Raw genomic sequence first — 25,645 nt, forward strand, 5'->3', positions numbered from 1 at the left:
TGCAGCATTGATGGGAGCGCAATTGTCCACATCCGTTAACAACGAACGAATCGCATTCGAGCGGCCGACTTCAAGAACTTTTAAGCGGACGCAAGTAGCTTCCCTCTCGACAGGTCAGTCGAGTGTAGAGCGTATCATGACCGAAACACCCCGGCCCCGCGTGAAGTATGTGATTGGGCCCGACGGCAGCCCCCTGACGATCGCCGATCTCCCCCCCGTCACCACCCGCCGCTGGGTCATCCGCCGCAAGGCCGAGGTCGTGGCCGCCGTGCGCGGCGGCCTGCTCAGCCTGGAGGAGGCCTGCCAGCGCTACACGCTGACCACGGAAGAATTCCTGAGCTGGCAGTATTCCATCGACCAGCACGGGCTGGCCGGGCTGCGGACCACGCGGATCCAGCATTACCGTCACTGATCGTTTCAACCGTTCGATCCGTACGTTGCGCATGCCTGTTCACGCAACGCAGGAGGAGCCGCCTTCGGAGCACCGGGGCGGCTCTCGTCGTTTCCGGACCCGTTCGGCGGATCGCGGCGGCGACTTCGTGAACGGCACGGCGCAGGCGTTAACGCCTCGCTAACCACGGACCGGGCAATTCTTGCCGGGCGGACGCGTCTCCTCGCATCCGCTGTCGTAGGCGTGCCCGGCCGTGAAACCCATCCTCGATCTGGTGACGAAGCTCGGGCCCGCGCGCATCGCCGCGATGGCGGCCGTGACGCTGACGCTGGTCGGCTTCTTCGCCTTCGTGATCCTGCGGGTCTCGCGGCCCGACATGGGCGTGCTGTTCTCCGACCTGTCGATGCAGGATTCCTCCGCGGTGATCCGCGAGCTCGACGCGCGCGGCATCGCCTACGAGACCAAGGGCGAGCTGGGCCAGACCGTGCTGGCGCCCCGCGCCGATCTGGCCAAGCTGCGGATGGACTTCGCCGGCAAGGGCCTGCCCGCTCAGGGCGGCATCGGCTACGAGATCTTCGACAAGGGCGACGCCTTCTCCTCGACGAGCTTCGTCCAGAACGTGAACCACCTGCGGGCGATGGAGGGCGAGCTCGCCCGCTCGATCCGCGCCATCGGCCGGGTCCAGGCGGCCCGCGTCCACCTCGTCATCCCCGAACGCCGCCTGTTCGAGCGCGACCGCGAGGCGCCCTCGGCGGCCATCGTGGTCAAGCTGATGGGCGATCTCGACCCGAGCCAGGTGCGGGCGATCCGGCATCTGGCCGCCTCCGCGGTCGAGGGGCTGAAGCCCGAGCGGGTCTCGATCGTCGACGAGCGCGGCCGGCTGCTCGCCGACGGCGCCCGCGGCGCCGAGGCGGAAGGGGCGGGCGCCCTGGAGGAGCGGCAGGCCGGCATCGAGCGGCGGATGCGCGCGCAGATCGAGGAGATCGTGGCCGGCATCGTCGGCCAGGGCCGTGCCCGGGTGCAGGTCACCGCCGAACTCGACCTCAACCGGGTCGAGAGCCGCTCGGAGAGCTTCGACCCCGAGAGCCGCGTCGTCCGTTCCACCCAGACCCGCTCGGAGAATTCGCTGACCGGCGGGGCGGAGGGGCAGGTCAGCGTCGGCAACGAATTGCCCGGCGCCAACCAGAACCAGCCCCCGCCGCAGCAGAAGGATTCCTCGCAGAAGAACGAGGAGGTCACGAATTACGAGATCTCCCGCGTCACCAAGGTCGAGACCCTGGAGGGCGGGCGCCTCAAGCGCCTCTCGGTGGCGGTGCTGGTCGACGGCGTCTACGCCCCCGGCGCCGACGGCAAGGCCGCCTACCAGCCCCGCTCCGATGCCGAGATCGCGCGCATCGCCGCGCTGGTGCGCACCGCGGTCGGCTACGACAAGGCCCGCGGCGATCAGGTCGAGGTGGTCAACCTGCGCTTCGCCGAGACGCCCGCCGCCGCCGAATTCGCCGAGCCCGGCCTGATCCAGTCGTTCCTGAGCCCGAGCAAGGAGGACGTGATGCGCCTCGTGGAGCTCGCGGTGCTGAGCCTGCTCACCCTGATCGTGCTGATGGCGGTGGTGCGTCCGCTCCTGCGCCGCGTGCTCGAATCGGACGCGCCGGTGGCGGCGCTCGCCGGCCCGGCGCTGGCGCTGGCCGGGGCGGGCGGCGAGGGGCCGACCGAGATCGCGGTGCGCGAGAACAGCACCAACAAGTTCCTCGAATCGGCGAAGATCAACGGCCAGATCCAGGCCGAGACGGTGGAGCGCGTGGTCGACATGGTGCGGGCGAGCCCGACCGAGACGGTCGAGGTGCTGCGCAACTGGATCCACGATTCCTGATGAACGCCGTGGCCCCCCATAGCCGGGAGAGAGGAGAAGGTTCGTGTCCGCGGGCGTAAACTTCACCGCCGCCATGGAGAGCGTCGATGCCTCGAAGGCGTTCGCCGAGATGCCGGGGCCGCAGCGCGCCGCCGCGCTGCTGCTGCTGCTCGGCGAGGACGAGGGCGCGCCGATCTGGCAGCGCCTCGACGAGGACGAGATCAAGCTCGTCAGCCACGCCATGGTGCAGCTCGGCTCGCTCGAAGCCGGCACCGTCGAGAAGCTGATCGTCGATTTCGTCTCGCGGCTGTCGTCCGGCGGGGGCATCACCTCGAACTTCGAGCGCACCGAGTCGCTCCTGCTCAAGATCTTCCCCCCTGAGCAGGTCTCCTCGATCATGGCGGAGATCAAGGGGGCCTCCGGAAAGCGCGTCTGGGCGAGCCTGACCCAGATCGACCCCGAGATCCTCGCGAACTTCCTGCGCAACGAGTACCCGCAGACGGTGGCGGTGGTGCTGTCGAAGGTGCGGGCCGACTACGCCGCCAAGGTGCTCACCATCCTGCCGGAGGAGTTCGCCATCGACGTGCTCAACCGGATGCTGCGCATGGAGACGGTGCAGAAGGAGGCCCTGCGCCACATCGAGGAGACTCTGCGCACGGAGTTCGTCTCGACCATCGCCCAGACCACGCGGCGCGACGCGCACGAACTCATGGCCGAGGTGTTCAACGCCTTCGACCGGCAGACCGAGACCCGCTTCCTCGCGGCGATCGACCAGGCCAACCGCGGCTCGGCCAAGAAGATCCGCCAGCTCATGTTCACCTTCGAGGATCTGCTGAAGCTCGATCCGGGCTCGGTCCAGACCCTGATGCGCAAGGTCGACAACGACACCCTGTGCCGGGCGCTGAAGGGCGCCGACGAGCGGGTGCGCGCCTTCTTCATGCGGCAGATGTCGACCCGCGCGGCCAAGAACCTCACCGACGAGATGGGCTCGATGGGACCGATCCGCCTCAAGGAGGTGGATGAGGCGCAGGCCAAGATGACGGAACTTGCCAAGGAGCTGGCCGAGAAGGGCGAGATCATGATCGCCAAGAACGGCGGCGAGGAGGAGCTGGTCTATTGAGCGCGCGCGCCTCCCGTCCCTTCCTGTTCGACACCGATTTCGGCCGCCCGCGCGGCCCCTCCCCCGCCGACGCGGAGGCCCTGGCCCGGGCCGAGGCCGAGCGCGCGGCCCTGGAGGCGGCGGCCTATGCCCGCGGCCTCCAGGACGGCCGCTCGGAGGCCGCGCTCCAGGAACAGGCCCGTCTCGCCGACGCCCTGACCCGGGTCGGCCTCGCCGCCGCCGGCCTCCTCAACCAGTCCGACCTCCGCGACGGCGAGCGCGAGGCGCAGGCGCTCGCCTTCGCGGGGGCGCTGGCCCGCCGGATCGCGGGCGAGGCCCTCGACGCGCGCCCCCTGGCGGCGGTGGAGGAGGCGGCCCGCTCGGCGCTTCGCCACCTGCGCGGCGTGCCCCACCTCGTCCTGCGGGTGAACGAGGGGCTGGTCGATGAGGCCGAGACGCTGATGCGGCGCCTGTCGCGCGAGCACGGCTTCGAGGGCCGCCTCGTGGTGCTGGGCGAGCCCGACATGGCGCCGGGCGACGCCCGGCTCGAATGGGCCGACGGCGGCGTCGTGCGCGAGCGCGCCCGCATCGAGGCGGCTTTGGACGCCGCCCTCTCCCCCAATTTCGCAAACGCCGAGGCCTGAGCCCGATGTCGAGCGACGATTTCAGCCTGCCCCAGCTCAACGAGGGTGACCTGCCCTACGACGAGGGCGGCCCCGGTTCCGTCCGCGACGCGCCGACGAGCCCGAAGAACGCGGCCGACCTCGAACAGGTCTTCGACGTGCCGGTGGTGGTCTCGGCGGTGCTGGGCTCCTCGCGCATGCCGATCGGAGACCTCCTGCGCCTCGGCCCCGGCGCCGTGCTCGAACTCGACCGCAAGGTCGGCGAGGCCATCGACATCTTCGTCAACAACCGCCTCGTCGCCCGCGGCGAGGTCGTGCTGGTCGATGAGCGCCTCGGCGTCACCATGACCGAGATCATCAAGAACGATCACTGATCCTTTGGTGTGCCGATCCCGGCCTGCGGCCCGGATCGGTACGTCCGGCGGACGGCCGCCGCCCCGCCTTCGCGGGGGGCAGCCGTCCGAACCGGAAGAATTTTCGGAGACACCACGCCATGCGGCTGCTCATCGTCGGACGGCTCTCGGGCGAACTCGTCACCGCCTCGAAGATCGCCCTGAACCGGGGTGCCTCGGTCACCCATGCGGACGGGATCGACCAGGGCCTCGCGGCCCTGCGCGCCAAGGGCGGCGACCTCGTCATGGTCGATGTCGGACTCGATATCCGCCGGCTGGTCCAGGCCCTGTCCGACGAGCGCATCCGCACGCCGGTGGTGGCCTGCGGCATCGCCTCGGATGCCCGCGCCGCGGTGGCGGCGATCCAGGCAGGGGCCAAGGAGTACATCCCCCTCCCCCCCGATCCGGAGATGATTGCCGCCGTCCTCGAGGCGGTGGCGGCCGATACCCGCAGCTTCGTCTGGCGCGACCCCTCCATGGAGCGGGTGGTCCGGCTCGCCGAGCAGGTCGCCCGCTCGGAGGCCTCGGTGCTCATCACCGGCGAGAGCGGCACCGGCAAGGAGGTGCTCGCCCGCCACGTCCACGCCAAGTCGAACCGGGCGGGCCGCCCCTTCGTCTCGGTCAATTGCGCGGCGATCCCCGAGGCGCTGCTCGAATCCGAACTGTTCGGCCACGAGAAGGGCGCCTTCACCGGCGCCATCGCCCGGCGCATCGGCCGCTTCGAGGAGGCCAACGGCGGCACGCTGCTCCTCGACGAAATTTCCGAGATGGACGTGCGGCTGCAATCCAAGCTGCTGCGCGCCCTGCAGGAGCGGGTGATCGACCGGGTCGGCGGCGCCGCCCCCGTGAAGGTCGATATCCGCGTGCTCGCCACCTCCAACCGCAATCTCGCCGAGGAGGTGAAGAAGGGCACGTTTCGCGAGGATCTGTTCTACCGGCTGAACGTGGTGCATCTGCGCCTGCCCCCGCTGCGGGAGCGGCTGGCCGATATCCTCGAACTCGCCGCCCATTTCTCCCGCAAATACGCCGAGCTGAACGGGCTGCCGCTGCGTCCGCTGGCCCGCGAGGCGCAGGCGCTGGTCGCGCGCAACCCCTGGCGCGGCAACGTGCGCGAGTTGGAGAACACGATCCACCGCGCCGTGCTGCTGGCGCAAGGGCCCGAGATCGGCCCCGAGGCGATCCTGAGCCCCGAGGGCGAGGCGCTCGCCGCGCCCCCCGCCTCCGGCCCGGTCGAGCGCGCGGCGAGCGCGGCGGAGGCGGCGACCCGCGGCCTCGTCGGGCGCACCGTGGCGGATGTCGAGCGCGACCTGATCCTCGACACCCTCGACCATTGCCTCGGCAACCGGACGCACGCCGCTCGCATCCTCGGCATCTCGATCCGGACGCTGCGCAACAAGCTCAACGAGTATGTCGAGGCCGGCGTGCAGGTGGCCGAGCCCGGCGGCGTGCGGGCGGTCGCGGCCTACGGGTAGGGTAGGGTCGGCCCGATACGCCGGTCCTATGACATCAGCGCCGTTGGGGCGAGAGCGGAGGGCAGCACAGCCGCGCTGCGCATCCGCGCAGAAATTCTCTCACTCCAGGCTCCCAGCCGCCCGGCGGCATGGAACGCGGCGGCGGCGACCAGCAGGCCGGCAACGCAATCGCAGGCATAGTGAGCACCGTGTGTCACGGCCGAAGCCGCCATCACGGTATTCAGCAGGACCACGGCCCAGCGCAAACGCTTGAGTGGCCAGAACGCAGCCGTAACGAGGTAGGCGACCGCGCAGTGGAGTGAGGAAAGGAGATCACGGGCCCGACCTCGTCCAGCCAGACTACGCGCAGTGTGCCGTCACGCAGAGCGCGCAGCTCCGTGAGCGGTGTCGCGCCCTGGAACAGCAGATGCACCTTGTCCGGACCGACGAGACTTGCAGCGCCCTCTGCCGGCAGCAAGGCGCTGACTGCCACCATGATCATCACGCACAGGATAAAGGACGATACGAATCGGTCGGACCGGCGCACCTCGCCGAGGGCCACAAGGATGACGGGCGCGAAACCCAGTTGCGGGAAGAATGCATCGTAGGCCCAACCCAAGACCTCGATCAGACCGCTCCGATCAACCATAGCCGATTGAAAATTCATCCAATCAAAACCAAATGCGCGATCAATACTGACAAAAAGGTCATCGCGCAGAGGCAGCCCAAACGATTGAACTCCGTAGCCAAGAGCACAGGTCGCAGGAAGCTGTATGATCATTACAGAAGCAAGAGCAAGAGCAGCACTGAAGCGGGGCCATGGGATTGTGCGAGTACCGAAATAGACAGCGCCGGCCATCATCGAGATCGGGACGAGCCATTGGGACATAGGAATGCGGACCCAAACCCCCGTCAGACTTTGAATGCAAAAGGCAGCTGCAACCGACAGGAGCAGCAGGACGCAGGTCGGAGGCGATAGGCCTACAGCCTCCACCATCCTGGCTGGAAAGGTGCGCCGGAAAAGCATGGCACGCTCACTCGCAAGATGCCGGACTCTCGCGCAGTGCGTGTTTCAATCAGATGAAATCAACTTTTGCGTCACAACATTTTTAAACAGGAGCCGTCGGACTGCCGGTCGCGGCATCCGTTCGACGGGTCCGGCGGGCGCGAACATCGTGGGCTGGTACGTGGGCACCCGCTCGATGACAGGTCGCAACGCGGTCATCGAGCAAAGCTCGGGCAATGGGGCCTGCCACGCAGTCCAGCGCCCCCTCACCGCTTCTTGGCGAACTGCGCCTCGTACTCGGCGTTCTGCGCCGCCCGCGCCTGCTCGATCTTGCGCAGGGTGAGGAAGCGGACGATGTCGAACTCGACGTCGCGGATCGTCTCCTCGATCAGGTGGCGCTGGAGCAGGATGCGGGGATCGTCCCCGGCCAGGTTCTCGCGGTCCTGCAGCCGCTGCACCGCCTGCCGGACGACCGTGTAGACCTGCTCGCGCTCCTCCCGGCTCATGGACGGGCTGACGGCGCGGGCGATGAGGTCGGTGAAATCCGCCATGACAGTCGTTCGATGAGAGCCGTTCCGGGGTGAGCCGTTCGCCCGCCGCCGCTTAGAGCGCATCCCGGCGAAGGGGAAGCCGGTTCGTCGGAACGCGCGTCGGAACCGAGGACCTAGAGCGCATTCCGACGAAGTGGAAACCGGTTCGTCGAAAGAATGCGCGTCAAAACAAAAACCTAGAGACGCCGACCTGATGCAACCAGGTCGGACACGGCTCTAGAGCCGGTTGTCGTTGATCGCTGCGGTCACGAGCGAGACCGAACTCCACAGGACGGTGAAGCAGAACAGGGCGGCGAACACGGCGTAGAAGGGCGCCGGGTATTCCGAGTAGGTCGGCAGCAGGGGCGGCACGAAGGTCGCGAGGTAGATCTGCTGCTTGGCCGCCGCGATCCGGGCACGGTCGAGGATCAGTTGCAGCGAGGCATTGAGCTTCTCCGCCACCGTCTGCTCGACCATCAGGCTCTCGTATTCGAGCAGGGCCTGGGTGAGGTTGTGCTCGGAATTCGAGACGATGCCGTCGGTGGTGAGGCGGCTCTGCAAGTCCTTGATCTGCCCGTCGAGGGCGCCGACGGTGGCCACGAGCACCTGGATGCCGCGGCTCTTCTCGTCGAGCTTGGAGTCGCGCAGGACGCGCAGGTCGTTCTCCGCCTTGATCTTGTCCTTGCGCAGGAGTTCGATCGTGGTCACGGCGGCCTCGGCCGACTTGACCGGATCGATGATGCCCCAGCGGTTGCGGAACTCCTGAAGCGCGAGCCGCGCCTGCGTGAGCCGCGCGGCCGACTGCTCCACCTCCTTCGTGGCGTTGGCGATCATGTCGGCCTGGGCCCGGCGCGAGATGCCGTTGATCAGGGTCTCGGACCGGGCGATCACCTCCTGCGAGATCGCGACCGCATCTTCGGGCTTGAAGGCGCGCACCTTGAGGTGGATCACGCCGGAGATCGCATCGATCTGCGCGATCACGTGCTGGCGCCAGTAGCGCACCAGCTTCTCCACCGGCTGACGGTCGTCGTAGCGGGCCCAGAAGTCGATCCCGCCTTCCGAGAACATCTTGCCGAGCCCGAGCTTGGAATCGATGCCCTCCACCATCGGCCGGCTGCCGATGTAGTCGCGCAGGATGAAGCTGTCCTGGCTGTTGTGCTTCTGGATCAGGTCGGTGTGCAGGCCGAGTTCGGCGCTGGCCATCGGCTCGACGTTGCCGCGCACGGCGAACTGCGATTCGACGATGTATTGCGGGCTGGCGATCACGAAGACGTAGAGGCCGATCACCGCGGTCGGCGCCAGGGCGAACAGGGCGTAGCTGCGGAACAGCCGCTTGGCCATCCGCTCCGGCGGACGCGCCTCCCGCGGGCGCAGCCCGGGCAGCCGCGTCCATTCGAGGGTGCGGCGCGCCCGCGCGACCAGCGCCCCGCCGCGGCGCCGGCCCTCGCCCGGGGTGACCGGCTCGATCGTTTCGGCGTTGCGCCGCAGATCCGGCACGGAGCGCCGGGCGAGATCCATGAGCGACTGGACGCTCGGGCTCGGCCGGACCCTGGTCGCCTGCTTGACCTCGTCGTCGGAACTCATCGAATGGGGGTCCTCACGGATCCGCTTCCGGAGCGCGCCCGTGCGGGAGACCGCGCGCCAGTCCCCTCGCGATACGCTCGGGCCAGGCTCGTCGGCAAGCTCGGGGCGGCATCCTGTCTGTCGGTTCAGGTCACGTTCTTTTCGGCCCTTTTTAAGGCGCGGCGATCCGCCGGGATTGCGCCCCGGGCGGGGGGCTTGCGATACCGCCCCCGAAACAGGGAGCGGCCCGAATCGCGCGGGGCCGGCGGGAGGACACGTGGCACGGTGGCAGGATTCCGGCGGGGCGGCCCGCGCGGATGCGATCGGAACCGGCAAGGTCGGAACCGGTCAGCTCGAGACGGCCAACGGCAGGACAGACAAGGTCAGGACAGCCAAGGCCGGGTTCTCGGACCTCGTGCTGGTCTGCCGCAAATGCGCCAAGCGCCAGGGCGTCGACCGCAAGCAGATCGGCCGCGCGATCAAGCGGGCGTTCAAGCAGGTGCCGCGCGAGAAGGGCGCAGGAAAGGATACCGGCAAAGGTTTCAAGGTCCGGGTGCTGGAGACGGGCTGTCTCGGCCCCTGTCCCAAGCGGATGCTGACGCTGGCCACGCCGGATTCCCTGGCCCGGCGGCGCGTCCTCCTCGTCGACCCGGCGCTGGACGCCTTCGGTCCCGAGGCGCTCGTCCTGGCCCCTTTGGACCCGGAGACTCCGGCCGTCGGAGCCGGACATGGCTGAGGCGCCCATCGCCCGCCGCTCGGACCGGTGCGACGAGCGCCCCGCGGAACAGCCGCTGCCCCAAAGCCTGTCTCAGCGCCTCCTGCGGGGGCTGCTGCGTCGGCTGCCGCTCATCGGCACCGTGGCCGGGCTGGGGCTGGGGGGCTGGCTCGTCGCCACGAACGACCTCGCGGCGATCGGGGCGGCCTTCGGGCGGATCGGCGCGGGCGGGCTGGCCGCCATCGTCGGGGTGCGGGCCGTCATCGTGCTGCTGTGCGGGCTCGCCTGGGCGCGCGTGCTGGCGGGCATCCCGCCCTCCGGCCGCCCGCGGACGGCGTCGGGCGCGCCGGTCGAGCCCCCCATCGAGTCCCCTCTCGCATCCTCAGCCGAGCCTTCGATCGAAACCGGCGCCTTCGTGATCCTGCGCTTCGTCCGGGAGGGCGTGAACGTGCTCCTGCCGGTCGCCTCGGTGGGCGGCGAGGTGGTGGGCGGGCGCCTGCTGACCTTCTGGGGCGTCGCGGGCAGCCTCGCGGCGGCCTCGCTCCTGGCCGACATGCTGATCCAGGTCGCGACGCAGGTGGCCTTCACCGGGCTCGGCGCCGGCCTGCTCTGGCGGCTGCCGGGGGAGGCCGCCGCCTCGCTCGCCCGCTGGACGACCGAGGCCGCCGCGGTGTCGGTGGTGGCGGTCGCCGCCTTCTTCGCGCTGCAGACGCTCGGCGCGGCGCGGGGGCTGGAGCGGCGCCTCGCCGGCCTCGGGCGCCGCTTCCTGCGCTCGGCGGCCCCCGGCGGCACGGACGCGGAGGCGGGCGCGGCGGGCCTCCTCTCGGTGCAGGAGGCCCTCGACATGGTCTGGGCGCGGGGCCGCCGGGGCCGCATCGCCCAATCGGTCGCCCTGCACGCCCTGGCCTGGGGGCTCGGCGCGGCCGAGATCTGGATCGTGCTCGCCTGCATCGGGGTCGAGGTGAGCCTGACCGAGGTTCTGGTGCTGGAATCGCTCTCGCAGGCGATCAAGTCGGCGGCCTTCGCCGTCCCGAGCGGGCTCGGCGTGCAGGAGGGCGGCTTCGTCGTGGTGGGCGCCCTGTTCGGACTCGACGCCGGCACCGCCATCGCCCTGTCGCTCGCCAAGCGCGTGCCCGACGTGGCTTTGGGCCTCCCCTCGCTGATCGTCTGGCAGACCCTGGAAGCGAAGCGGGCGCAGGTGCTGCCACCGCGCTGAGTCCAGGTTTCGAAGGGACGTGTCCTTTCGCGGGTCCAGGGCAGAGCCCCGGAGGGCAGCTCAACCCATCCCTGCCACGAGCCACGCCCGCATCGCCTCGAAGGCGGCGATGCCGGCGGCGAAGGCGGCGGCGGCCTGCGCCTCCGGCAGGCCGTCCAGGCGCTCGCGGAACGCCCGCCAGAGCGGCCCGGTCGCCCGGCCGCGGCCGGCGTAATAGGCCAGGGGCACGCCCGCCCCGTGCAGCTGGGCGACGTGGCGGCCGATGACGGCGCCGCCGAGCGTCGAGCCCTCCAGAACGTAGAGCGCGCCCAAGGCCGCGCCGGGGCCTTCGAGCCGGGGCGCGGCGGGGGCCGGCAGGGCGTCGGGCGCCGCGCCGCCGGGTGCGAGGGCGCGCAGGTCCGCGTCGAGGGCCGCCAGCCGCCGGCGCGGTTCGAAGAAGGGCGCATCCGCGATCGCCGCGCCGATCGCCGGCTCGTAGGCGGCATGGAAACCGCGCAGGCGGCTCAGGAGGTCCCGGTAGCCGGCAAGCGTCGCCACACGGGCCTCCCAATCGAGGTCGCGCTCCAGCGCCGCATGCGCCGTTCCCGTGGCCTCCCGCAGGCGGGCATGCAGGCTGTCACTCAAGGAAGGGCTCGGGCTGGGCAAGTCGGGCTGGGCAAGTCAGGGTGGGCAGGGTTCAGGCTTGGCAGGGTCAGGCGTGAACCGTGAAGCAGGCGCCGTCGGCGTTCTCGACATCGAGGCGGGCTCCGATCTGATCGAGCATCGCCCGGATCAGCTTCATGCCGAGCCCGGTGCCCTGCGCCTTGGCGTTCTCCCAGCCCGGCGGCATGCCCTCGCCGTCGTCGCAGACCCGGAGGCGGACGGCGCCCGCCTCGCCCGCGACGGTGACGCTGATCCGCGCGCCCTTGTCGGGCCGCCCGGCATATTTGAACGCGTTGGTCACGAGTTCGGTGGTGATCAGCGAGAGCGCCACCGCGTGCCGGTAGGGCACCATCAGGCCGGGCTCGGCGGTCAATTCGACGCTGTGCTCGTCGCCGGTCATGCCGGCGAGATCGTTGCACAGGGTCTGGATGGTCTGGCCGAGATCGACCTGCTCCATGCTCTCGCCCTGGTACAGGCTGTCATGGACGCGGGCGACGCTCATCACCCGGGCCGAGGTCTCGGAGAAGGCCTGCCGCGCCTCCGGATCGGCGATCTGGCGGCGCTGCATGTGCAGGAAGGCCGTCACGATCTGCAGCGAGTTCTTCACCCGGTGGTCGATCTCGCGGGTGAGCAGGTCCTTCTGCTCCAGCAGGCGCTCCTTGTCGGCCAAGAGCCCCGTCAGCTCGTCGATCTTGCGGCGCTGGCGCAGCACCACGCCGTCCACGGCGTCGGCGAGCTGGGCGGCGAGCGCCACCTTCCACGTCGCCCAGGGGGTGGAGTGGCCGCGCCGCTCCTCGATCCAGCGCTCGAACGAGCGCCGCGGCAGCACCGCCACCGGGCCGCTGCCGGGCAGGACGGGTTTGCGGGGATCGCCGCCCCAGGTCACGGTACTCGGCACCTCCGGCTTGAGCCAGAACAGGAGGTGCTGGCGCGAGGTGCCGACGAAGGCCGCCAGAAGCCCGCTCGCGATCTCGGTATAGGCGGAGGCCGGCGCGTGGTGCAGCACCAGGGTGTCGGTGACGAAGGTGGTCTCGCCGGGAGGGAGCGTCTCCCGCAGCCAGTCGGCGAGCGCGCGCACCGCCGCCTCGTCCGGCGTCGCGCCGACGAGGCAGACGGCCTCGTCCGAGACGATGCCGGCGCCGGTGGCCCCGAACAGGTCGAGCAGGGTCGGGTTGCCCTGCGTCAGGGAGGCGACGAAGTCGTCGGAGCGGGTGAGCCCGCGCACCATCCGGCCCTGCACGTCGAGATGGCGCTGGCGCTCGCTCCACAGCGCCTTGCCCTCGATCTCCTGCACCCGCATGGCGAAGGCGTCGGTGAGGACGGTCGCCGCGGCCCGGGTCTCCGGCGCGACGTAGTGCGGCCGGCGGTGATGGCCGATCATCAGGCCCCAGAGCCGGTTCTCGACCATGATCGAGATCGACATCGAGCCGTCGACGCCGAGGTTGCGCTGGTATTCGAGGTGGATCGGCGAGAGCGAGCGGTTCTGCGCGAAGGTGAGGTCGATCGGCGCATTGCCGGCGGAGCGGTCGGCGACCAGCGGCACCGGCACGCAGTCGCGGTCGATCACGAAGCGGCTCTTGGCCTTGGTGTAGAGGGCGCGGGCCTGGGCCGGGATATCGGAGGCGGGGAAGCGCAGGCCGATCAGCGGGCGCTGCCAGTCCGGCACCATGTCCTCGGCGATGGCCTCGCCGTTCCAATCCAGGTCGAAACGGTAGACCAGCACCGATTCGAATCCGGTCATGGCGCGGATCTCGAGGGCGGCGATCTGCGCCGCCTCGGTCAGGGTCTCGGCGGCGCGCAGCCGCATCATGGCAAGCTCGGCGTCGAGCGGGCTCGCGGTGAGGAAGTCCTCGGGCCGCTCCGGCGCCAGCTCCAACTCGACGATCACCCGGCCGAGATGGGCGTGCGCCACGAGGTGGAAGCGCTCCTCCCGCGGCGGAAGGGCGAGGGTGCGGCGCAGGAGCCGCCCGTCGGTCAGGGTATGGGCCGCCAGCCCGTCGCGGATCGCGGAGACGATCTCGCCCGGCAGCACCGCCTCCAGGCTCAGGCCGCTCGGCGGAAACAGCTCGGGCGCCAGCACGTCGGCGGCATTGGCGCTGAAGGCCAGGATCTCGAGGGTCGCGGCGTCGGCGGCGAGCATCACCGCGTTCGGCTGGATCGAGCCGGGGATGTGGATCGGCTCGCGCTCGCACAGGCTCGGATCGACCGGCTCGGCCCGGCTGCGCTGGGAAATCGCGGCGAGGACCGCCTCGCGCGAGGGGCCGGCGGCGATCTGCTCCAGCGGGCTGATCGTCAGCCAGGTGCAGCCGTTCGCTCCGGCGCGCAGGCCGATGCGCGCCCGCAGCGGGGCCGGAACGCGGCCGAACACGAATTCGAAGGCCTGATCGGTCAGGGCCCGGCGCTGACTGCCGAGAAAGCGACCGTAGAAGCCGGGCACGTGGGCGCTCGGCACGAGATCACGGAAGAAGTTGCGCCCGATCATCGCGTCAGGCGAGAGGCCGCACAGTGCCCCGGCCGCGCGATTGCAGGTGAGCACCCTCCCGACCGGGTCGAGAGCGAGAATGCCCGCGCCGAATTCATCCCGCTGCTCGGGGGACAGCGCATCGAGATCGACCGGAAGGTCGACCGGACCCCCGTTCGGCCCCTCGGCGTGCATCTGCGATGGATCGACCATTATGGCAGTCGGTATGCCTGCCGCGGTCCGGTTACGCAATGCCGGGACGCTCCCTGCGGCGCGTTTGCGCCTCACGAAAAGTCTCACCAAGTGTCTGACACGTCCCGGTTTTGTCTGAAATCATACAGAGCCGCGACACAGTGCGTAGCCCCGGCGCAGATCCAGGCGGCGCGCGGAGCGTGGGACGAAGGCAGCCTCAGCGCAGCCTTGAGGTCGGGAGGCAAAACCTGATCGACTACGCGAGATCCGAGAGGGCGCTGTCGAGCCCCTCCTCCAGGGTCGGATGGTAGAAGGGCCGGTCGCGCAGGCGCCGCACATCGAGCCCGTCCTGCACCGCGTAGGCGAGGAGATGGCCGAGATGCTCCACCTCCGGGCCGATCAGCTCGGCGGCGGCGAGGCGCCCGTCGGCCTCGGCGTAGAGGCGGATGCCGCCCTGCGCCCGGTCCATCACGCGGGCGCGGCCCTGGTCGCAGAAGTCGGCGCGGCCGACGCGATGGCCCGCTTGGCGGTCGAAGCCGCCGCCGATCACGGCGATCTGCGGATCGCTGAACACCATGGCCAGCGCCACCCAGCGCTCCGGCCGCGCGGCGCCCTCCCCGCGGGCGAGCCGCGCGGCGTTGCGCCCGGCGATGCGGCCCTGGCGGCTCGCCTCGTGCAGCACCGGGCGGTCCGCGTTGGCATCGCCCGCGATCAGGATCGGCGCCCCCTCGCAGAGCAGGGAACGGGGATCGTGGACCGGGCCGCCCTTGTCGTTGAGGGTCATACCGGTCTGCTCCAGGCCGATCCCGGCGACGTTGGGCGGACGGCCGGCGGCGGCGAGCACCCGCTCGAAGGTCTTTTCGCCCTCACCCTCATCTCCTTTCCAGCCGAGGCGCGCGCCCTCCCCCTCGATTGCGCCGCTCTCCACCTTCGCGCCGAGATGCAGGTCGAAGGCCTCCGAAAAGATTTCGCGGGCGGCCCGCTTCAGGTCGGGGTCGCCTAAGCCCCCGAGGCTGTCGCCGGGATCGAACACGCTGGTCGCCACGCCGAGCCGGGCCATGGCCTGCGCGAGTTCGAGCCCGACCGGGCCGGCGCCGAGCACGGCGAGCGAGGCGGGCAGATCCGCGATCTCGAACACCGTATCGGTGGTGAGGATTCTGGACCCGAGGCCCTTCAGCGGCTCCGGGACGCTCGGGCTGGAGCCGGTCGCCAGCACCGCCGCCTTGAAGCGCAGGCGGGTGTGATCGTCGATGCGCAAGGCGTCCGGCCCCTCGAACACGGCCCGGCCGTGCAGGCGCGTGTCCTCCGGCAGCCCGTCGAGCCCCTCGAAGACGGAGGCGACGAAGCGGTCGCGCAGCGCCCGCATCCGCACCAGCACCGCCGGGCCGTCGACGCGCACGTCGCCGATCCGGATGCCGAGCCGGTCGGCCGCGCGGGCCGCATGCGCGGCCTCGGCCGCGGTGATCAGCAGCTTCGAGGGCATGCAGCCGACCCGGGCGCAGGTGGTACCGCCGGGGCCTTGCTCGATCAGCACGGCCTTCACCCCGGCATCGAGGGCGGCGCGGTGGGCGGCGATGCCGGCGGTGCCGGCCCCGATCACCGCGACGTCGCAGGACAATTCCCGCATCGCTCACGCCGCCATGGTGAGGACGGCGCCGCCGTCCACGCGCAGGTTCTCGCCGGTGATGAAGCTCGCCTGCTCGGAGCAGAGGAAGGCGACCGCGGCGGCGACCTCCTCGACCCGGCCGCGGCGCTTGGCAACGATGCCGGGACGCTTCTCTTCGAGGAAGCTCTCGACCGCCTCGTCGAAGGAGACACCGAGTTCGGCGGCGCGCTTCTCCATCATCGCATCGGTCATGGGCGTCGCCACGAAGGCGGGCGCCACCGAATTCACCAGCACCCCGTCCGGGCCGTAGGCCTTGGACAGGCCCTTGGCCAGGTTCATCAGGCCGGCCTTGGCGGCGCAGTAGGGCAGTTCCTCGACATAGGGCTGCACCGCGTCCTCGGAGGTGAAGAGCACGATCCGCCCCCATTTCTGCGACCGCATGCCGGGGATGAAGGCGCGCGCCACCCGCACCGCCGCCATCAGGTCGGCCTGGATCGTCGACATCCAGCCCTCGTCGTCGATCTCGAGGAAGTCGCCGGTGGCGCCGGTGACGCCGGCGGCGTTGACGAGGATGGTGGGGGTCTCGCCGAAGGCTTGGTCGGCGAAGTCGCGCAGCTTGCGCGCGCCCGCCTCGGTGGCGAGGTCCGCCTGGCACGCCTTCACGGGACCGAGGGCCGCGAGCCGCCCGGCCGCCTCTTCCAGTTCCTTCTCCTTCAGATCGGAGAGGACGACCTTGACGCCCTCGCGCAGGAGGTACTCCGCGCTGGCAAAGCCCATGCCGGAATCGCCACCGGTGATCACCGCGACGCGGCCGCTGATGCCGAGATCCATGAACCGATCCTCTTCGTTGGCGGCGTCCGGTTCGGCCCTTCGGCTTCGGCAGCGACCATTTGATAAAAACCGCGGGCCAACGGGGGGCGTGGAGGATCGTTCCAGCGGGGCCGGAGGCTGCGGCGATCCGACCGTGACGGGCCGGGACGGCGAGGCGGGCGCCGCCCGTGACCGCACGATCGCCCGGAGACGAAAATCTTTGCGCGGGCCGCCGACGCACGGCACCCTCCGCCTTCTCGAATCCGCGAAGCGAACAAGGAGAGCGACGATGAGCGAGAGCGATGCGACGCCGCCGGCCACGGCCGTGCCGCCCAAGGGCGGCGTGGTCGCCTACCTCACCCTCGACGGCGCCCTGCGGGCGGCGGAGTTCTACCGGGAGGCCTTCGGGGCCGAGGTCGTCGCCTCCGTCCCGCCGGACGAGAAGGGGCGGACCATGCATGTCCACCTTCACGTGAACGGCACGTCGGTGATGCTCTGCGACGCCTTTCCCGAATACGGCCACCCGCTCCAGGCGCCGCAATCCTTCAGCCTGCTCCTGCCGGTGGCGGACATCGCCGCGTGGTGGAACCGGGCGGTGGCGGCGGGGGCCGAGGTGGTGACGCCCTATCAGGAGATGTTCTGGGGCGACCTCTACGGGCAGCTGCGCGACCCGTTCGGCGTGATCTGGGCGATGAACCAGCCCAAGCGCCCCGCCTGACCGCGAGCCGGAGACCCACCATGAGCGAGACCGACGATCCGCGCGACCTCGTGCTCACCCGCCTGATCCCGGCACCCCGCCGGGCGCTGTGGCGGGCCTGGACAGAGCCGGAGCTGGTGAAGCGCTGGTTCGCCCCGAAGCCCTACACCACGCCGGTCGCCGAACTCGACGTGCGGCCGGGCGGGTCGAACCTGATCGTGATGAGGAGCCCCGAGGGACAGGACCTGCCCAACCGGGGCGTCTATCTCGAGGTGGTGCCCGACGCGCGCCTCGTCGTCACCGATGCCTATACCTCGGCCTGGATGCCTTCCGAGAAGCCCTTCCTGACGGTGATCCTCACCTTCACGGACGAGGCCGGCGGCACCCGCTACACCGCACGCGCCCGACACTGGACGCTCGAGGACCGCGAACGGCACGCGGCGATGGGGTTCGAGCAGGGGTGGGGGATCTGCGCGGATCAGCTTACCGAGGTGGTGCAGGGGCTGGGCTGAGGGCTGACGACAGCCCTCCTTCGGGGGCCCCTCTCCCGCGGAGGAGAGAGGGAAGCCCTGCCTCCTCTCAGGCCGCCTCGCCGAGGCACCAGGCCAGGATCCCCTTCTGCGCGTGCAGACGGTTCTCGGCCTCGTCGAACACCACCGATTGCGGACCGTCGATCACCTCGGCGGTGACCTCCTCGCCGCGATGGGCCGGCAGGCAGTGCATGAAGATCGCGTCCTTGGCCGCGGCCTTCATCAGCGCCGCATCCACCCGGTAGGGCGAGAGCAGGTTGTGGCGGAAATGCTCGTCGTCGTCGCCCATGGAGACCCAGCAATCGGTCACCACCGCGTCCGCTCCCTCGACCGCCGCGTAGGCGTCGGTGGTGGCGTGGACGCGGGCGCCCTCGCGCTCGGCCCAGGCGGTCAGGGCCGGCGGCATCGCCAGCTCGTTGGGGGCGGCGACGTTGAGGGTGAAGTCGAAGCGCGCGGCGGCGTGGACCCAGCTCGCCAGCACGTTGTTGGCGTCGCCCGACCACGCGATGGTGCGGCCCTTGATCGGCCCGCGATGCTCCTCGAAGGTCAGCACGTCGGCCATGATCTGGCACGGATGCGAGGCCTTGGTCAGCGCGTTGATGACCGGCACCTCGGCGTGCTCGGCGAGTTCCATCACCAGGCCGTGGTCGAGGGTGCGGATCACGATCGCATCGACGAAGCGCGAGAGCACGCGGGCGGTGTCGGACACCGTCTCGCCGCGGCCGAGCTGCATTTCCTTGCCCGTCAGCATCAGGGTGTCGCCGCCGAGTTCGCGCATCGCCACGTCGAAGGAGACGCGGGTGCGGGTCGAGGGCCGGTCGAACACCATCGCCAGCATCTTGCCGGTGAGCGGTCGCTCCGCCGCGGGCTGGCCCTTCACCCGCGCGCGCTTCATCGCGGCGGAGGCGTCGAGGACGCCGCGCAGGGTCTGCGCGGAAAAATCCTTCAGGTCGAGGAAGTGGCGGACATGCGGGCCGCTGCCGTTCAGGGTCGTGGTCATCTCAAATTCTTCGCTCGCGGTTCCGCCCTCAGGCGGCCCCGCGCATCTGCGCCTCCAGATCGGTCGCCGCGGCCTCCAGCCGGACCACGGCCTCCTCCACCTCCGCCGCGCCGACGATCAGCGGCGGCAGCAGGCGGATCACGTTGTCGCCGGCCGGGATCACCAGAAGGTGGCGCGCACGCGCGGCGGCGGTGAATTCGGTGTTCGGCACATTGAGCTTCAGGCCGCGCATCAGCCCTTGCCCGCGCAACTCGGCAAAGACGTGGGGATGGCGGTCGATCAGCCCGGCGAGCTTCTGCGTCAGCAGCAGGCCCATGCGCTCGACATGCGCCAGGAAGCCGTCGCCCAGCACCACGTCGAGCACGGCGTTGCCCACCGCCATGGCGAGCGGGTTGCCGCCGAAGGTGGTGCCGTGGGTGCCGGCCGTCATGCCGCGGGCGGCCTCGGCGGTGGCGAGGCAGACGCCGAGCGGGAAGCCGCCACCGATGCCCTTGGCCGCGCTCATGATGTCCGGCGTCACGCCCGACCATTCATGCGCGAAGAACTTGCCGGTCCGCCCGACGCCGGTCTGCACCTCGTCCATGATCAGGAGCAGGCCCTGCGCATCGCAGAGCGCGCGCAGGCGCCGCAGCGTCTCGCCGGGAATCACCCGCAGGCCGCCCTCGCCCTGGATCGGCTCGATCATCAGGGCGGCGGTCTCCGTGCCGATCATCGCCTCCAGCGCGGCGAAGTCGCCGACCGGCACCTGATCGAATCCCTCGACCTTCGGGCCGAAGCCCTCGATGTACTTCTGCTGGCCGCCCGCCGCGATCGTCGCGAGCGTGCGGCCGTGGAAGGCGCCCTCGAACGTGATGATGCGGTAGCGCTCAGGGCAGCCGCCGACCGCATGGTACTTGCGCGCCATCTTGATGGCGGCCTCGTTGGCCTCGGCGCCGGAATTGGCGAAGAAGGCGACGTCGGCGAAGGTCGCCTCCACGAGCCGCCGGCCCAGCCGCTCGCCTTCCGGGATCTGGAACAGGTTCGAGGTGTGCCAGAGCTTCTGCGCCTGCGCCGTCAGGGCCTCGACCAGATGCGGATGCGCGTGGCCGAGCGCGTTCACGGCGATGCCGGCGCCGAAATCGAGATAGCGGTCGCCGTCCTCGGCGACCAGCCATGCGCCCTCGCCTCGCTCGAAAGCGATCGGGGCACGGGCATAGGTCGGCAGCAGGGCGGAGGTCACGCGGGTCCGTCTCCTCGGGCTTGATCCAGGGAACGCGATGGCTCCCGAAGTCGCCAAAAGAAAGTGCCGCCTCGGGGGACGGGCGGCACGCGCGCGATTACTATGGAAGCGACCGTGTCTGTCAATCGCGGGGGCGGCTTCGCCGAGCCCGATTCGACCGAAGGTGGTGCCGTGCGGCACCCCACCTGCGCGGTCAGGCGCGCTGGAGCCGGGCCGCCTCGGTCGGCGAGCGGCCGATCATCTTGCGGAAGGTGCGGCCCATCCGCCGGGCATCGGGAAAGCCGGCGCGCTCGGCCGCCTCGCGCAGGGAGACCGTGCCGGAGCGGATCAGCGACTGCGCCAGGGTCACGCGCTCGCGCAGCACGTATTGATAGGGAGTCACGCCGAAGGTGCCCTTGAAGGCACGCACGAAGTAACCCTCGCTCAAGCCCGCCGCCTCGGCCATCTCCCGTAAGGACAGCGGCGTACCGATCCGTTCGGCGACGAGATCGCGCACCCGCCGCGCCTGCCGGGAACTGAGCGCCGCGCTCCGGCGCGGGGCAGGCGGCGCCAGCGCACCGGAGGCCCGCAGCGCCGCGAGCGCCACGCTGTCGATGAGGAGCGCGTCGGCCCCGCCGTTCCGGCTGCCCGCCTCCTGCCCCAGGGCGGCGAGCAGGTGGAACACGGTCATGCGCTCGGCGAGGTCGTAGGTGGCGGAAGCGATGGACACGCGCGAGAGCGGCGCCTCGATCATCCGCTCCACCGCCGCGGGCATGAAGGCGAGGTAGCGTCCGCGGCACGGCCCGCTCCAGAGGGTGGTGCCGGCAAAGCCGGGGCCGCGCAGCACGAACGCGTCGGCGGCGCCCTCGTCGTCCCGCTCATCCGTCAGGTCGGCGCCCCAGAAGGTGAGCCGGGTCCGGGCATGGCCGCGCCGCTCGCCGTGCCACGTGCCGATGACGAGGCCGTCGACGCGGTGCGTGCTGCGGCCCGCCGCCTCATAGGCGAAATCGAGGAAGGCGATGCCGTCGAGGCCGCTGGCGGGGATCTGTCCGAAGATCGCGTCGGGCGGGGCGCTGAGCTCACCCTGCACGGAGGCATTCGCGAACGGAACGCTCATCGGCAGCATCGGTCTCCCGGTCGGTGCCGCGTCGAGGCGGCGCGTCGCAGCGGTCCTGGCTGTGCCGCCGGCCGGTCGCGAGGGGAAGCCGGCTGGCCACATACGTGGACCGACGCAGGTGAACGGCCGAGGATCGCGCGCGTTCCCACGGGACGGCGGGCCCCGGCCGCTCCGGCATCGGCAAACCCCGCGGAGGCGCCGGGGTCGGGCGCCTCCGCGGGAGCGGGAGCCTCACGGGGAGGTTCCATGGCCGAAGCCTGGATCGGCTTGGAAGCCTGACTCAGCTTGCTTGCCGAGTGACTCGCTTGCCGATCGACTGATCGGATTACTTATCGGGTTACTTGCCGAGCACGCCGCCGAGCAGGCCGCCTACCGCGCCGAGCACGGTGTCGAGCGTGCCGCCGACGAGACCACCGACCTGATCAATCGTACCGGACACAGCCCCGAGCTCCTGGCTGAGGTCGAGATTGAGGCCGACCCCGAGGGACAGGCCGCCTCCGACCTGATCCAGCTCCGCAGCGTTGAGTTCCCGCACGGTGTCGATGTTCTGCTGCATGATTTTTTCCTTTGTCCGATCGATATTGGAAGAGCGTTCTATATTTATGTCTTCCTGTCGACTAAGAGCGGCGCCGGTGCGCTGCTCTGCTGGATAAGGTACGGATATTATTCCGATAGGCAAGCCGGGGCGCCATGTACGCTCGGCCATGATGGAACGGGGACGCCGAAGATGAACACATCTTGCCCTTCACGATCGCGACCGAGGGTTGACCGCCTTGCATGCCACGCGCGTCCGGGGAGCCCCTCGCGGAAGCAAAGATTTCCCGGTGGAACCATCCGGTGGAAGACCGTCCGGATGAGCCGGACGCGGTGGGGAGGGAAGCCGGTGGAGTGGACAAAAATTGACCTCGCCGCGCCCGCACCGGACCGACGGACGGCCTATCCCGCTAAAAACCTGATTTCGTTACGGATTACGCCGCACGTGCGTCAGAATAGCGCAGTTGGTCAGGCTGTCGCAGGGTGGGAGGAGGCTCGTCCGTGAACGCCCCCCTGTTCCGTCGCGAGGTCGTCGAGGCGCGCCGCAGTGCCTGGCTCGGCGAGGCCCAGGTGATCCAGCCGCTCTCGGTCCGCATCGTGGTCGGGCTCTGTCTCGCCTTCGTTGCCCTGGTCGGCCTCTATGCCTGGCTCGGCAGCTACACCCGCCGCGTCCATGCGGACGGGCTGCTCGCGCCCGATGTCGGGCTGATCACCGTGGCGAGCCCGCTCGCGGGCCGGGTCAGCGCCTCGGGCGTGAAGGAGGGCGACCGGGTCGAGCGCGGCCAGCTCCTCTTCACCATCGACCTCGACGCGGTCTCGGCGAGCGGGCCGACGCAGGAGCGGGTGATCGCTCAGCTCGGACGCCAGCGGGAGAGCGTGGAGCGCCAGCGCGCCGCCCGCGCCGCCATGGCCGAGGCCGAGAAGGAGGGGCTGAAAGAGCAGATCGCCAATCTGGAGGCGCAGCGCGCCAAGATCGACGAGCAACTCGCGCTCCAGGAGAAGCTGGTGCCGCCGCTCAAGGCGCGGGCCGACGAACTCGCCGACCTCGTGACCCGGGGATTCGCCCGCGCGGCGGACTTCCAGAGCCAGAACTACCTCTACCTCCAGGCCACCTCGCAGCTCGCGCAGTTCCGCCAGGGCGGATTGCAGGTCGAGGGCAAGCTCGGGGATCTCAAGGCCAAGCTCTCGACCTTCGACGAGACGCTGGCGCGCGACCTCGCCGAACTCGACCGCACCGCCGCCCAGCTCGAACAGCAGCGGGCCGAGAGCGAGGCGCGCCGCGCCATCGAGGTGCGTGCGCCGGAGCGCGGCATCCTCACCTCGATCCGGGCCCAGGCCGGGCAGACGGTGGCGGCGGGCGCGAGCCTGCTCACCCTGCTGCCAAGCGACGGGCGGATGCAGGCCAATCTGTTCGTCGATTCCTCGGCCATCGGCTTCATCGAGCCGGGCGCCAGCGTGATGCTGCGCTACGCCGCCTTCCCGTTCCAGCGCTTCGGCCTGCACCGGGGCGTGGTGACGGAGGTGACCCGCGCGCCGCTCGAAGGCGACGGCCAGCCCGAGGCGGCGCGGGACGCCGCCAGAAGCGCGGGCAGCGGCGGCGTCTACCGCATCGTCGTGCGGCCGGACGAGGACAGCGTGACGGCCTATGGCGAGCCGCGCCGGCTCGAGGCCGGGATGCGGGTCGAGGCCGACATCGCGCTGGAGAAGCGCCCGCTCTACCGCTGGCTCCTCGACCCCCTCTACCACGTCAAGCGCAGCGTCGATCTCGTCACGGAAGGAGGCGGCCGGTGAGTCTGCTGTCGGATCTTCAGTTCGGTTTCCGGCGGCGCCTGCCGGTCGTGCTCCAGGCCGAGGCCGCCGAGTGCGGCATGGCCTGCCTCGCCATGGTGCTGGGCTATCACGGGCGCCGGGTCGATCTCGGAAGCTTGCGCGCCCGCCACGCCCTCTCGCTGAAGGGCATGACGCTGCGAAACCTCATGGACCTGTCGGGCACGATGGGGCTCTCGACGCGGGCGCTCCGGGTGGAGCTGACCGATCTCGGCCGTCTGCGCCTGCCCTGCATCCTCCACTGGGGGCTCAACCACTTCGTCGTGCTGGCGCGGGTCGGGCGCCGGGAGATCGTGATCCACGATCCCGCCCGCGGGCGCCGACGTTTGAGCCTTGCGGAAGCCTCGCGGGACTTCACCGGCGTGGCGCTGGAGGTGAGCCCGAACCAGAGCTTCGTGCGCGAGCGGGCGGCGCGGGGGCTGGCCCTGTCCGACCTGTTCCGCGGCATGGCCGGCATCCGCTCGGCGATGATCCAGATCCTGGCCCTGTCGCTCGGGATCGAACTCATCGCGATCCTGATGCCGATCGCCTCGCAGATCGTCATCGACGAGGTGATCGTGAACGGCGATCTCGACCTGTTGCTCGTCGTCGCCCTCGGGCTCGCCCTGCTGCTGGTGCTGCAACTGGGGCTCGGCGTCGCCCGGAGCTGGGCGATCATGCTCACCGGCACGGGGCTGAACTACCAGTGGTCGGGCTCGCTGTTCGACCACCTCTCCCGACTGCCGCTGGACTATTTCCAGAAGCGGCATGTCGGCGACGTGATCTCGCGCTTCGGCACGCTGGCCACGATCCAGAAGGGCATCACCACCGACCTCGTCCAGGCGCTGCTCGATGGGCTGATGTCGGTCGGCATGCTGATCATGCTGTTCCTCTACGGCGGCTGGCTCGCCCTGGTGGCGCTCGCCGCCACCGCCCTCAACGCCGGCCTGCGCATCGCCGCCTACAAGGCCTATCGCGAGGGCACCGAGGAGGCGATCGTGGCGGAAGCGCGCCAGCAGAGCCACTTCATCGAGACCGTGCGCGGCATGGCGAGCGTCAAGCTCCTGAACCTGCGCGAGCGCCGCCGCGGCACGTGGATGAACCAGTTCGTCCAGGCGCTGAACGCCCGGCTGCGGCTGCAGCGGCTCGACCTCGTGTTCGGGCGCGGCAACGAGTTCCTGTTCGGCGCCGACCGGCTGATCCTGCTGGTGCTGGGCGCCCGCGCCGTCATCGACCAGTCGATGACGCTCGGCATGCTGGTGGCGTTTCTGGCCTATCGCGACCAGTTCTCGACCCGCATCGGCAACCTGATCCAGTCGGGCTTCCAACTGCGGATGCTCAACGTGCAGACCGACCGGCTCTCGGACATCGTCATGACCGAGCCCGAGGAGGCCGCAGCCCCCCTCCCCGCCGCGATGGAGCCGGTCGCGGGCCCCGCCCTCCTCCCCTCCGGCGAGCGCCCGCCGGTGCGCGGGGCGGCCCTGCGCGCCGTCGGCCTGTCCCTGCGCTACGGCGACGACGAGCCCTCGGTGTTCCGCAACCTCGGCCTGGAGGTGCCGCCGGGCGAAAGCCTGGCCATCACCGGCCCCTCGGGCTGCGGCAAGAGTTCGGTGATGAAGATCCTGATGGGCCTGCTGCCGCCCTCCGAGGGTGCGGTGCTGGTCGATGGGCGCGACATCCGCGCCGGGGGGCTCGCCGCCTACCGCGCCCGCATCGCCGGAGTCATGCAGGATGACGGGTTGTTCGCCGGCTCGATCGCCGAGAACATCGCCTGTTTCGACGAGCGGCCCGATCCCGGCTGGATCCGCGAATGCGCCGCCCGCGCCGCGATCCTCGACGACATCGCCCGCACGCCGATGGGCTTCGAGACGCTGGTCGGCGACATGGGCTCGACCCTGTCCGGCGGTCAGCGCCAGCGGGTGATCCTGGCCCGCGCCCTCTACCGGCGCCCGGAGATCCTGTTCCTCGACGAGGCGACGAGCGCGCTCGACGAGCCGACCGAGGCGGTGATCGCCGCCGCGCTCCGCGACCTGAAGATGACGCGGGTCATCGTCGCCCACCGCCCAGCGACCGTGGCCCATGCCGACCTGCGCTACGATTTTGCCGCAGACGCGCCGCGGGTGTCAGTGCAGGCGACGGAGACCGCCGGTTGAGGAAGCTTGGCCCTACCCCTCCCCCCTTGCGGAGCGGCCCGCGCCCATGCTCAGAGCCGCGCAG

Annotated in this window: 22 protein-coding genes and 1 pseudogene; 12 read left to right on the plus strand and 11 right to left on the minus strand. The window is 70.4% G+C overall.

Features of this window, described 5'->3' with window-relative positions; genetic code table 11:
- Positions 1 to 136: 136 nt before the first annotated feature.
- From sciP to flbD, 6 genes are all read left to right on the plus strand, one after another.
- The gene (gene sciP / locus HNR51_RS12825; RefSeq protein ID WP_009865968.1) at positions 137 to 412 is read left to right on the plus strand and encodes a CtrA inhibitor SciP; all 276 of its coding nucleotides are present in this window, start codon (positions 137 to 139) and stop codon (positions 410 to 412) included.
- A 232-nt stretch (positions 413 to 644) separates the two neighbouring features.
- On the plus strand, positions 645 to 2,261 hold the full coding sequence (fliF, locus tag HNR51_RS12830; protein WP_012456273.1) for a flagellar basal-body MS-ring/collar protein FliF: 1,617 nt from the start codon (positions 645 to 647) through the stop codon (positions 2,259 to 2,261).
- A 43-nt stretch (positions 2,262 to 2,304) separates the two neighbouring features.
- Positions 2,305 to 3,360 (plus strand): flagellar motor switch protein FliG, encoded by a 1,056-nt coding sequence (gene fliG, locus HNR51_RS12835; protein ID WP_012456272.1) that lies wholly within the window; start codon positions 2,305 to 2,307, stop codon positions 3,358 to 3,360.
- Entirely contained in the window at positions 3,357 to 3,983 is a 627-nt protein-coding gene (locus tag HNR51_RS12840) for a FliH/SctL family protein (RefSeq protein WP_012456271.1), read from the plus strand. Before fliG ends, HNR51_RS12840 begins: the two co-directional genes overlap by 4 nt.
- Positions 3,984 to 3,988: 5 nt before the next feature.
- Positions 3,989 to 4,336, plus strand: coding sequence for a flagellar motor switch protein FliN (gene fliN, locus HNR51_RS12845; protein WP_012456270.1), 348 nt, complete (start codon positions 3,989 to 3,991; stop codon positions 4,334 to 4,336).
- 119 nt (positions 4,337 to 4,455) lie between these two features.
- Complete coding sequence (gene flbD, locus HNR51_RS12850; RefSeq protein WP_141953493.1) at positions 4,456 to 5,826, plus strand: sigma-54-dependent transcriptional regulator FlbD; 1,371 nt, start codon at positions 4,456 to 4,458, stop codon at positions 5,824 to 5,826.
- Between the two features lie 26 nt (positions 5,827 to 5,852).
- Here flbD and HNR51_RS12855 read toward each other — a convergent pair.
- The 3 genes and pseudogenes from HNR51_RS12855 to HNR51_RS12865 all read right to left on the minus strand — a co-directional run bounded on the left by HNR51_RS12855 (position 5,853) and on the right by HNR51_RS12865 (position 8,925).
- A pseudogene (locus tag HNR51_RS12855) lies at positions 5,853 to 6,832 on the minus strand (phosphatase PAP2 family protein).
- 245 nt (positions 6,833 to 7,077) lie between these two features.
- Positions 7,078 to 7,362 (minus strand): hypothetical protein, encoded by a 285-nt coding sequence (locus HNR51_RS12860; protein ID WP_141953491.1) that lies wholly within the window; start codon positions 7,360 to 7,362, stop codon positions 7,078 to 7,080.
- 216 nt (positions 7,363 to 7,578) lie between these two features.
- Positions 7,579 to 8,925 carry a KpsE/RkpR family capsule polysaccharide export protein gene (locus HNR51_RS12865; RefSeq protein WP_012456266.1) on the minus strand — a complete coding sequence of 449 codons (1,347 nt, stop codon included), beginning with the start codon at positions 8,923 to 8,925 and terminating at the stop codon, positions 7,579 to 7,581.
- Positions 8,926 to 9,181: 256 nt separating this feature from the next.
- Here HNR51_RS12865 and HNR51_RS12870 point away from each other — a divergent pair, with 256 nt between their 5' ends.
- Positions 9,182 to 9,640: a hypothetical protein gene (locus tag HNR51_RS12870; RefSeq protein WP_182555181.1), complete on the plus strand. Its 459-nt coding sequence runs from the start codon at positions 9,182 to 9,184 to the stop codon at positions 9,638 to 9,640.
- Positions 9,633 to 10,835 (plus strand): lysylphosphatidylglycerol synthase domain-containing protein, encoded by a 1,203-nt coding sequence (locus HNR51_RS12875; protein WP_182555182.1) that lies wholly within the window; start codon positions 9,633 to 9,635, stop codon positions 10,833 to 10,835. The genes HNR51_RS12870 and HNR51_RS12875 overlap by 8 nt, the downstream gene beginning before the upstream one ends.
- Before the next feature lie 60 nt (positions 10,836 to 10,895).
- Here the strand turns inward: HNR51_RS12875 and HNR51_RS12880 are convergent, their stop codons facing one another.
- The 4 genes from HNR51_RS12880 to HNR51_RS12895 all read right to left on the minus strand — a co-directional run bounded on the left by HNR51_RS12880 (position 10,896) and on the right by HNR51_RS12895 (position 16,567).
- A complete protein-coding gene (locus HNR51_RS12880; protein WP_182555183.1) occupies positions 10,896 to 11,459 on the minus strand; it encodes a biliverdin-producing heme oxygenase in 564 nt (187 codons plus the stop codon).
- A gap of 67 nt (positions 11,460 to 11,526) precedes the next feature.
- Positions 11,527 to 14,151, minus strand: a complete 2,625-nt coding sequence (locus tag HNR51_RS12885) for a histidine kinase dimerization/phosphoacceptor domain -containing protein (protein ID WP_012456262.1) — start codon at positions 14,149 to 14,151, stop codon at positions 11,527 to 11,529.
- Between the two features lie 235 nt (positions 14,152 to 14,386).
- Positions 14,387 to 15,757 carry a dihydrolipoyl dehydrogenase gene (locus HNR51_RS12890; protein WP_182555184.1) on the minus strand — a complete coding sequence of 457 codons (1,371 nt, stop codon included), beginning with the start codon at positions 15,755 to 15,757 and terminating at the stop codon, positions 14,387 to 14,389.
- A gap of 3 nt (positions 15,758 to 15,760) precedes the next feature.
- Positions 15,761 to 16,567, minus strand: coding sequence for an SDR family NAD(P)-dependent oxidoreductase (locus tag HNR51_RS12895; protein WP_012456260.1), 807 nt, complete (start codon positions 16,565 to 16,567; stop codon positions 15,761 to 15,763).
- 268 nt (positions 16,568 to 16,835) lie between these two features.
- Between HNR51_RS12895 and HNR51_RS12900 the strand changes: the two genes are divergently transcribed.
- A complete protein-coding gene (locus HNR51_RS12900; RefSeq protein ID WP_182555185.1) occupies positions 16,836 to 17,264 on the plus strand; it encodes a VOC family protein in 429 nt (142 codons plus the stop codon).
- 20 nt (positions 17,265 to 17,284) lie between these two features.
- Positions 17,285 to 17,755 carry an SRPBCC family protein gene (locus tag HNR51_RS12905; RefSeq protein WP_012456258.1) on the plus strand — a complete coding sequence of 157 codons (471 nt, stop codon included), beginning with the start codon at positions 17,285 to 17,287 and terminating at the stop codon, positions 17,753 to 17,755.
- 67 nt (positions 17,756 to 17,822) lie between these two features.
- On the opposite strand, the gene argF is transcribed toward HNR51_RS12905, so the two are convergent.
- From argF to HNR51_RS12925, 4 genes are all read right to left on the minus strand, one after another.
- Positions 17,823 to 18,773, minus strand: coding sequence for an ornithine carbamoyltransferase (gene argF / locus HNR51_RS12910; RefSeq protein WP_012456257.1), 951 nt, complete (start codon positions 18,771 to 18,773; stop codon positions 17,823 to 17,825).
- A gap of 28 nt (positions 18,774 to 18,801) precedes the next feature.
- Positions 18,802 to 19,992: an aspartate aminotransferase family protein gene (locus tag HNR51_RS12915; protein ID WP_182555186.1), complete on the minus strand. Its 1,191-nt coding sequence runs from the start codon at positions 19,990 to 19,992 to the stop codon at positions 18,802 to 18,804.
- A gap of 193 nt (positions 19,993 to 20,185) precedes the next feature.
- Positions 20,186 to 21,088 (minus strand): helix-turn-helix transcriptional regulator, encoded by a 903-nt coding sequence (locus HNR51_RS12920; RefSeq protein ID WP_041372150.1) that lies wholly within the window; start codon positions 21,086 to 21,088, stop codon positions 20,186 to 20,188.
- A gap of 337 nt (positions 21,089 to 21,425) precedes the next feature.
- A complete protein-coding gene (locus tag HNR51_RS12925; protein ID WP_012456254.1) occupies positions 21,426 to 21,644 on the minus strand; it encodes a hypothetical protein in 219 nt (72 codons plus the stop codon).
- A 479-nt stretch (positions 21,645 to 22,123) separates the two neighbouring features.
- Between HNR51_RS12925 and HNR51_RS12930 the strand changes: the two genes are divergently transcribed.
- Positions 22,124 to 23,413, plus strand: a complete 1,290-nt coding sequence (locus tag HNR51_RS12930; protein WP_182555187.1) for an HlyD family secretion protein — start codon at positions 22,124 to 22,126, stop codon at positions 23,411 to 23,413.
- Complete coding sequence (locus HNR51_RS12935; RefSeq protein WP_182555188.1) at positions 23,410 to 25,581, plus strand: peptidase domain-containing ABC transporter; 2,172 nt, start codon at positions 23,410 to 23,412, stop codon at positions 25,579 to 25,581. The genes HNR51_RS12930 and HNR51_RS12935 overlap by 4 nt, the downstream gene beginning before the upstream one ends.
- The last annotated feature ends 64 nt before the right edge of the window (positions 25,582 to 25,645 follow it).

This window comes from Methylorubrum thiocyanatum (assembly GCA_014138645.1).
GTDB classification, from domain to species: Bacteria; Pseudomonadota; Alphaproteobacteria; order Rhizobiales; family Beijerinckiaceae; genus Methylobacterium; species Methylobacterium thiocyanatum.

What these genes read in the sequence shown, in the direction of transcription:
- HNR51_RS12875 (WP_182555182.1), top strand. Translation starts at nt 9,633, where the DNA reads ATGGCTGAGGCGCCCATCGCCCGCCGCTCGGACCGGTGCGACGAGCGC.
- flbD (WP_141953493.1), top strand. Translation starts at nt 4,456, where the DNA reads ATGCGGCTGCTCATCGTCGGACGGCTCTCGGGCGAACTCGTCACCGCC.
- HNR51_RS12900 (WP_182555185.1), top strand. Translation starts at nt 16,836, where the DNA reads ATGAGCGAGAGCGATGCGACGCCGCCGGCCACGGCCGTGCCGCCCAAG.
- HNR51_RS12890 (WP_182555184.1), bottom strand. Translation starts at nt 15,757, where the DNA reads ATGCGGGAATTGTCCTGCGACGTCGCGGTGATCGGGGCCGGCACCGCC.
- HNR51_RS12925 (WP_012456254.1), bottom strand. Translation starts at nt 21,644, where the DNA reads ATGCAGCAGAACATCGACACCGTGCGGGAACTCAACGCTGCGGAGCTG.
- HNR51_RS12860 (WP_141953491.1), bottom strand. Translation starts at nt 7,362, where the DNA reads ATGGCGGATTTCACCGACCTCATCGCCCGCGCCGTCAGCCCGTCCATG.
- sciP (WP_009865968.1), top strand. Translation starts at nt 137, where the DNA reads ATGACCGAAACACCCCGGCCCCGCGTGAAGTATGTGATTGGGCCCGAC.
- HNR51_RS12920 (WP_041372150.1), bottom strand. Translation starts at nt 21,088, where the DNA reads ATGAGCGTTCCGTTCGCGAATGCCTCCGTGCAGGGTGAGCTCAGCGCC.
- HNR51_RS12905 (WP_012456258.1), top strand. Translation starts at nt 17,285, where the DNA reads ATGAGCGAGACCGACGATCCGCGCGACCTCGTGCTCACCCGCCTGATC.
- HNR51_RS12865 (WP_012456266.1), bottom strand. Translation starts at nt 8,925, where the DNA reads ATGAGTTCCGACGACGAGGTCAAGCAGGCGACCAGGGTCCGGCCGAGC.
- fliN (WP_012456270.1), top strand. Translation starts at nt 3,989, where the DNA reads ATGTCGAGCGACGATTTCAGCCTGCCCCAGCTCAACGAGGGTGACCTG.
- argF (WP_012456257.1), bottom strand. Translation starts at nt 18,773, where the DNA reads ATGACCACGACCCTGAACGGCAGCGGCCCGCATGTCCGCCACTTCCTC.
- HNR51_RS12885 (WP_012456262.1), bottom strand. Translation starts at nt 14,151, where the DNA reads ATGGTCGATCCATCGCAGATGCACGCCGAGGGGCCGAACGGGGGTCCG.
- HNR51_RS12895 (WP_012456260.1), bottom strand. Translation starts at nt 16,567, where the DNA reads ATGGATCTCGGCATCAGCGGCCGCGTCGCGGTGATCACCGGTGGCGAT.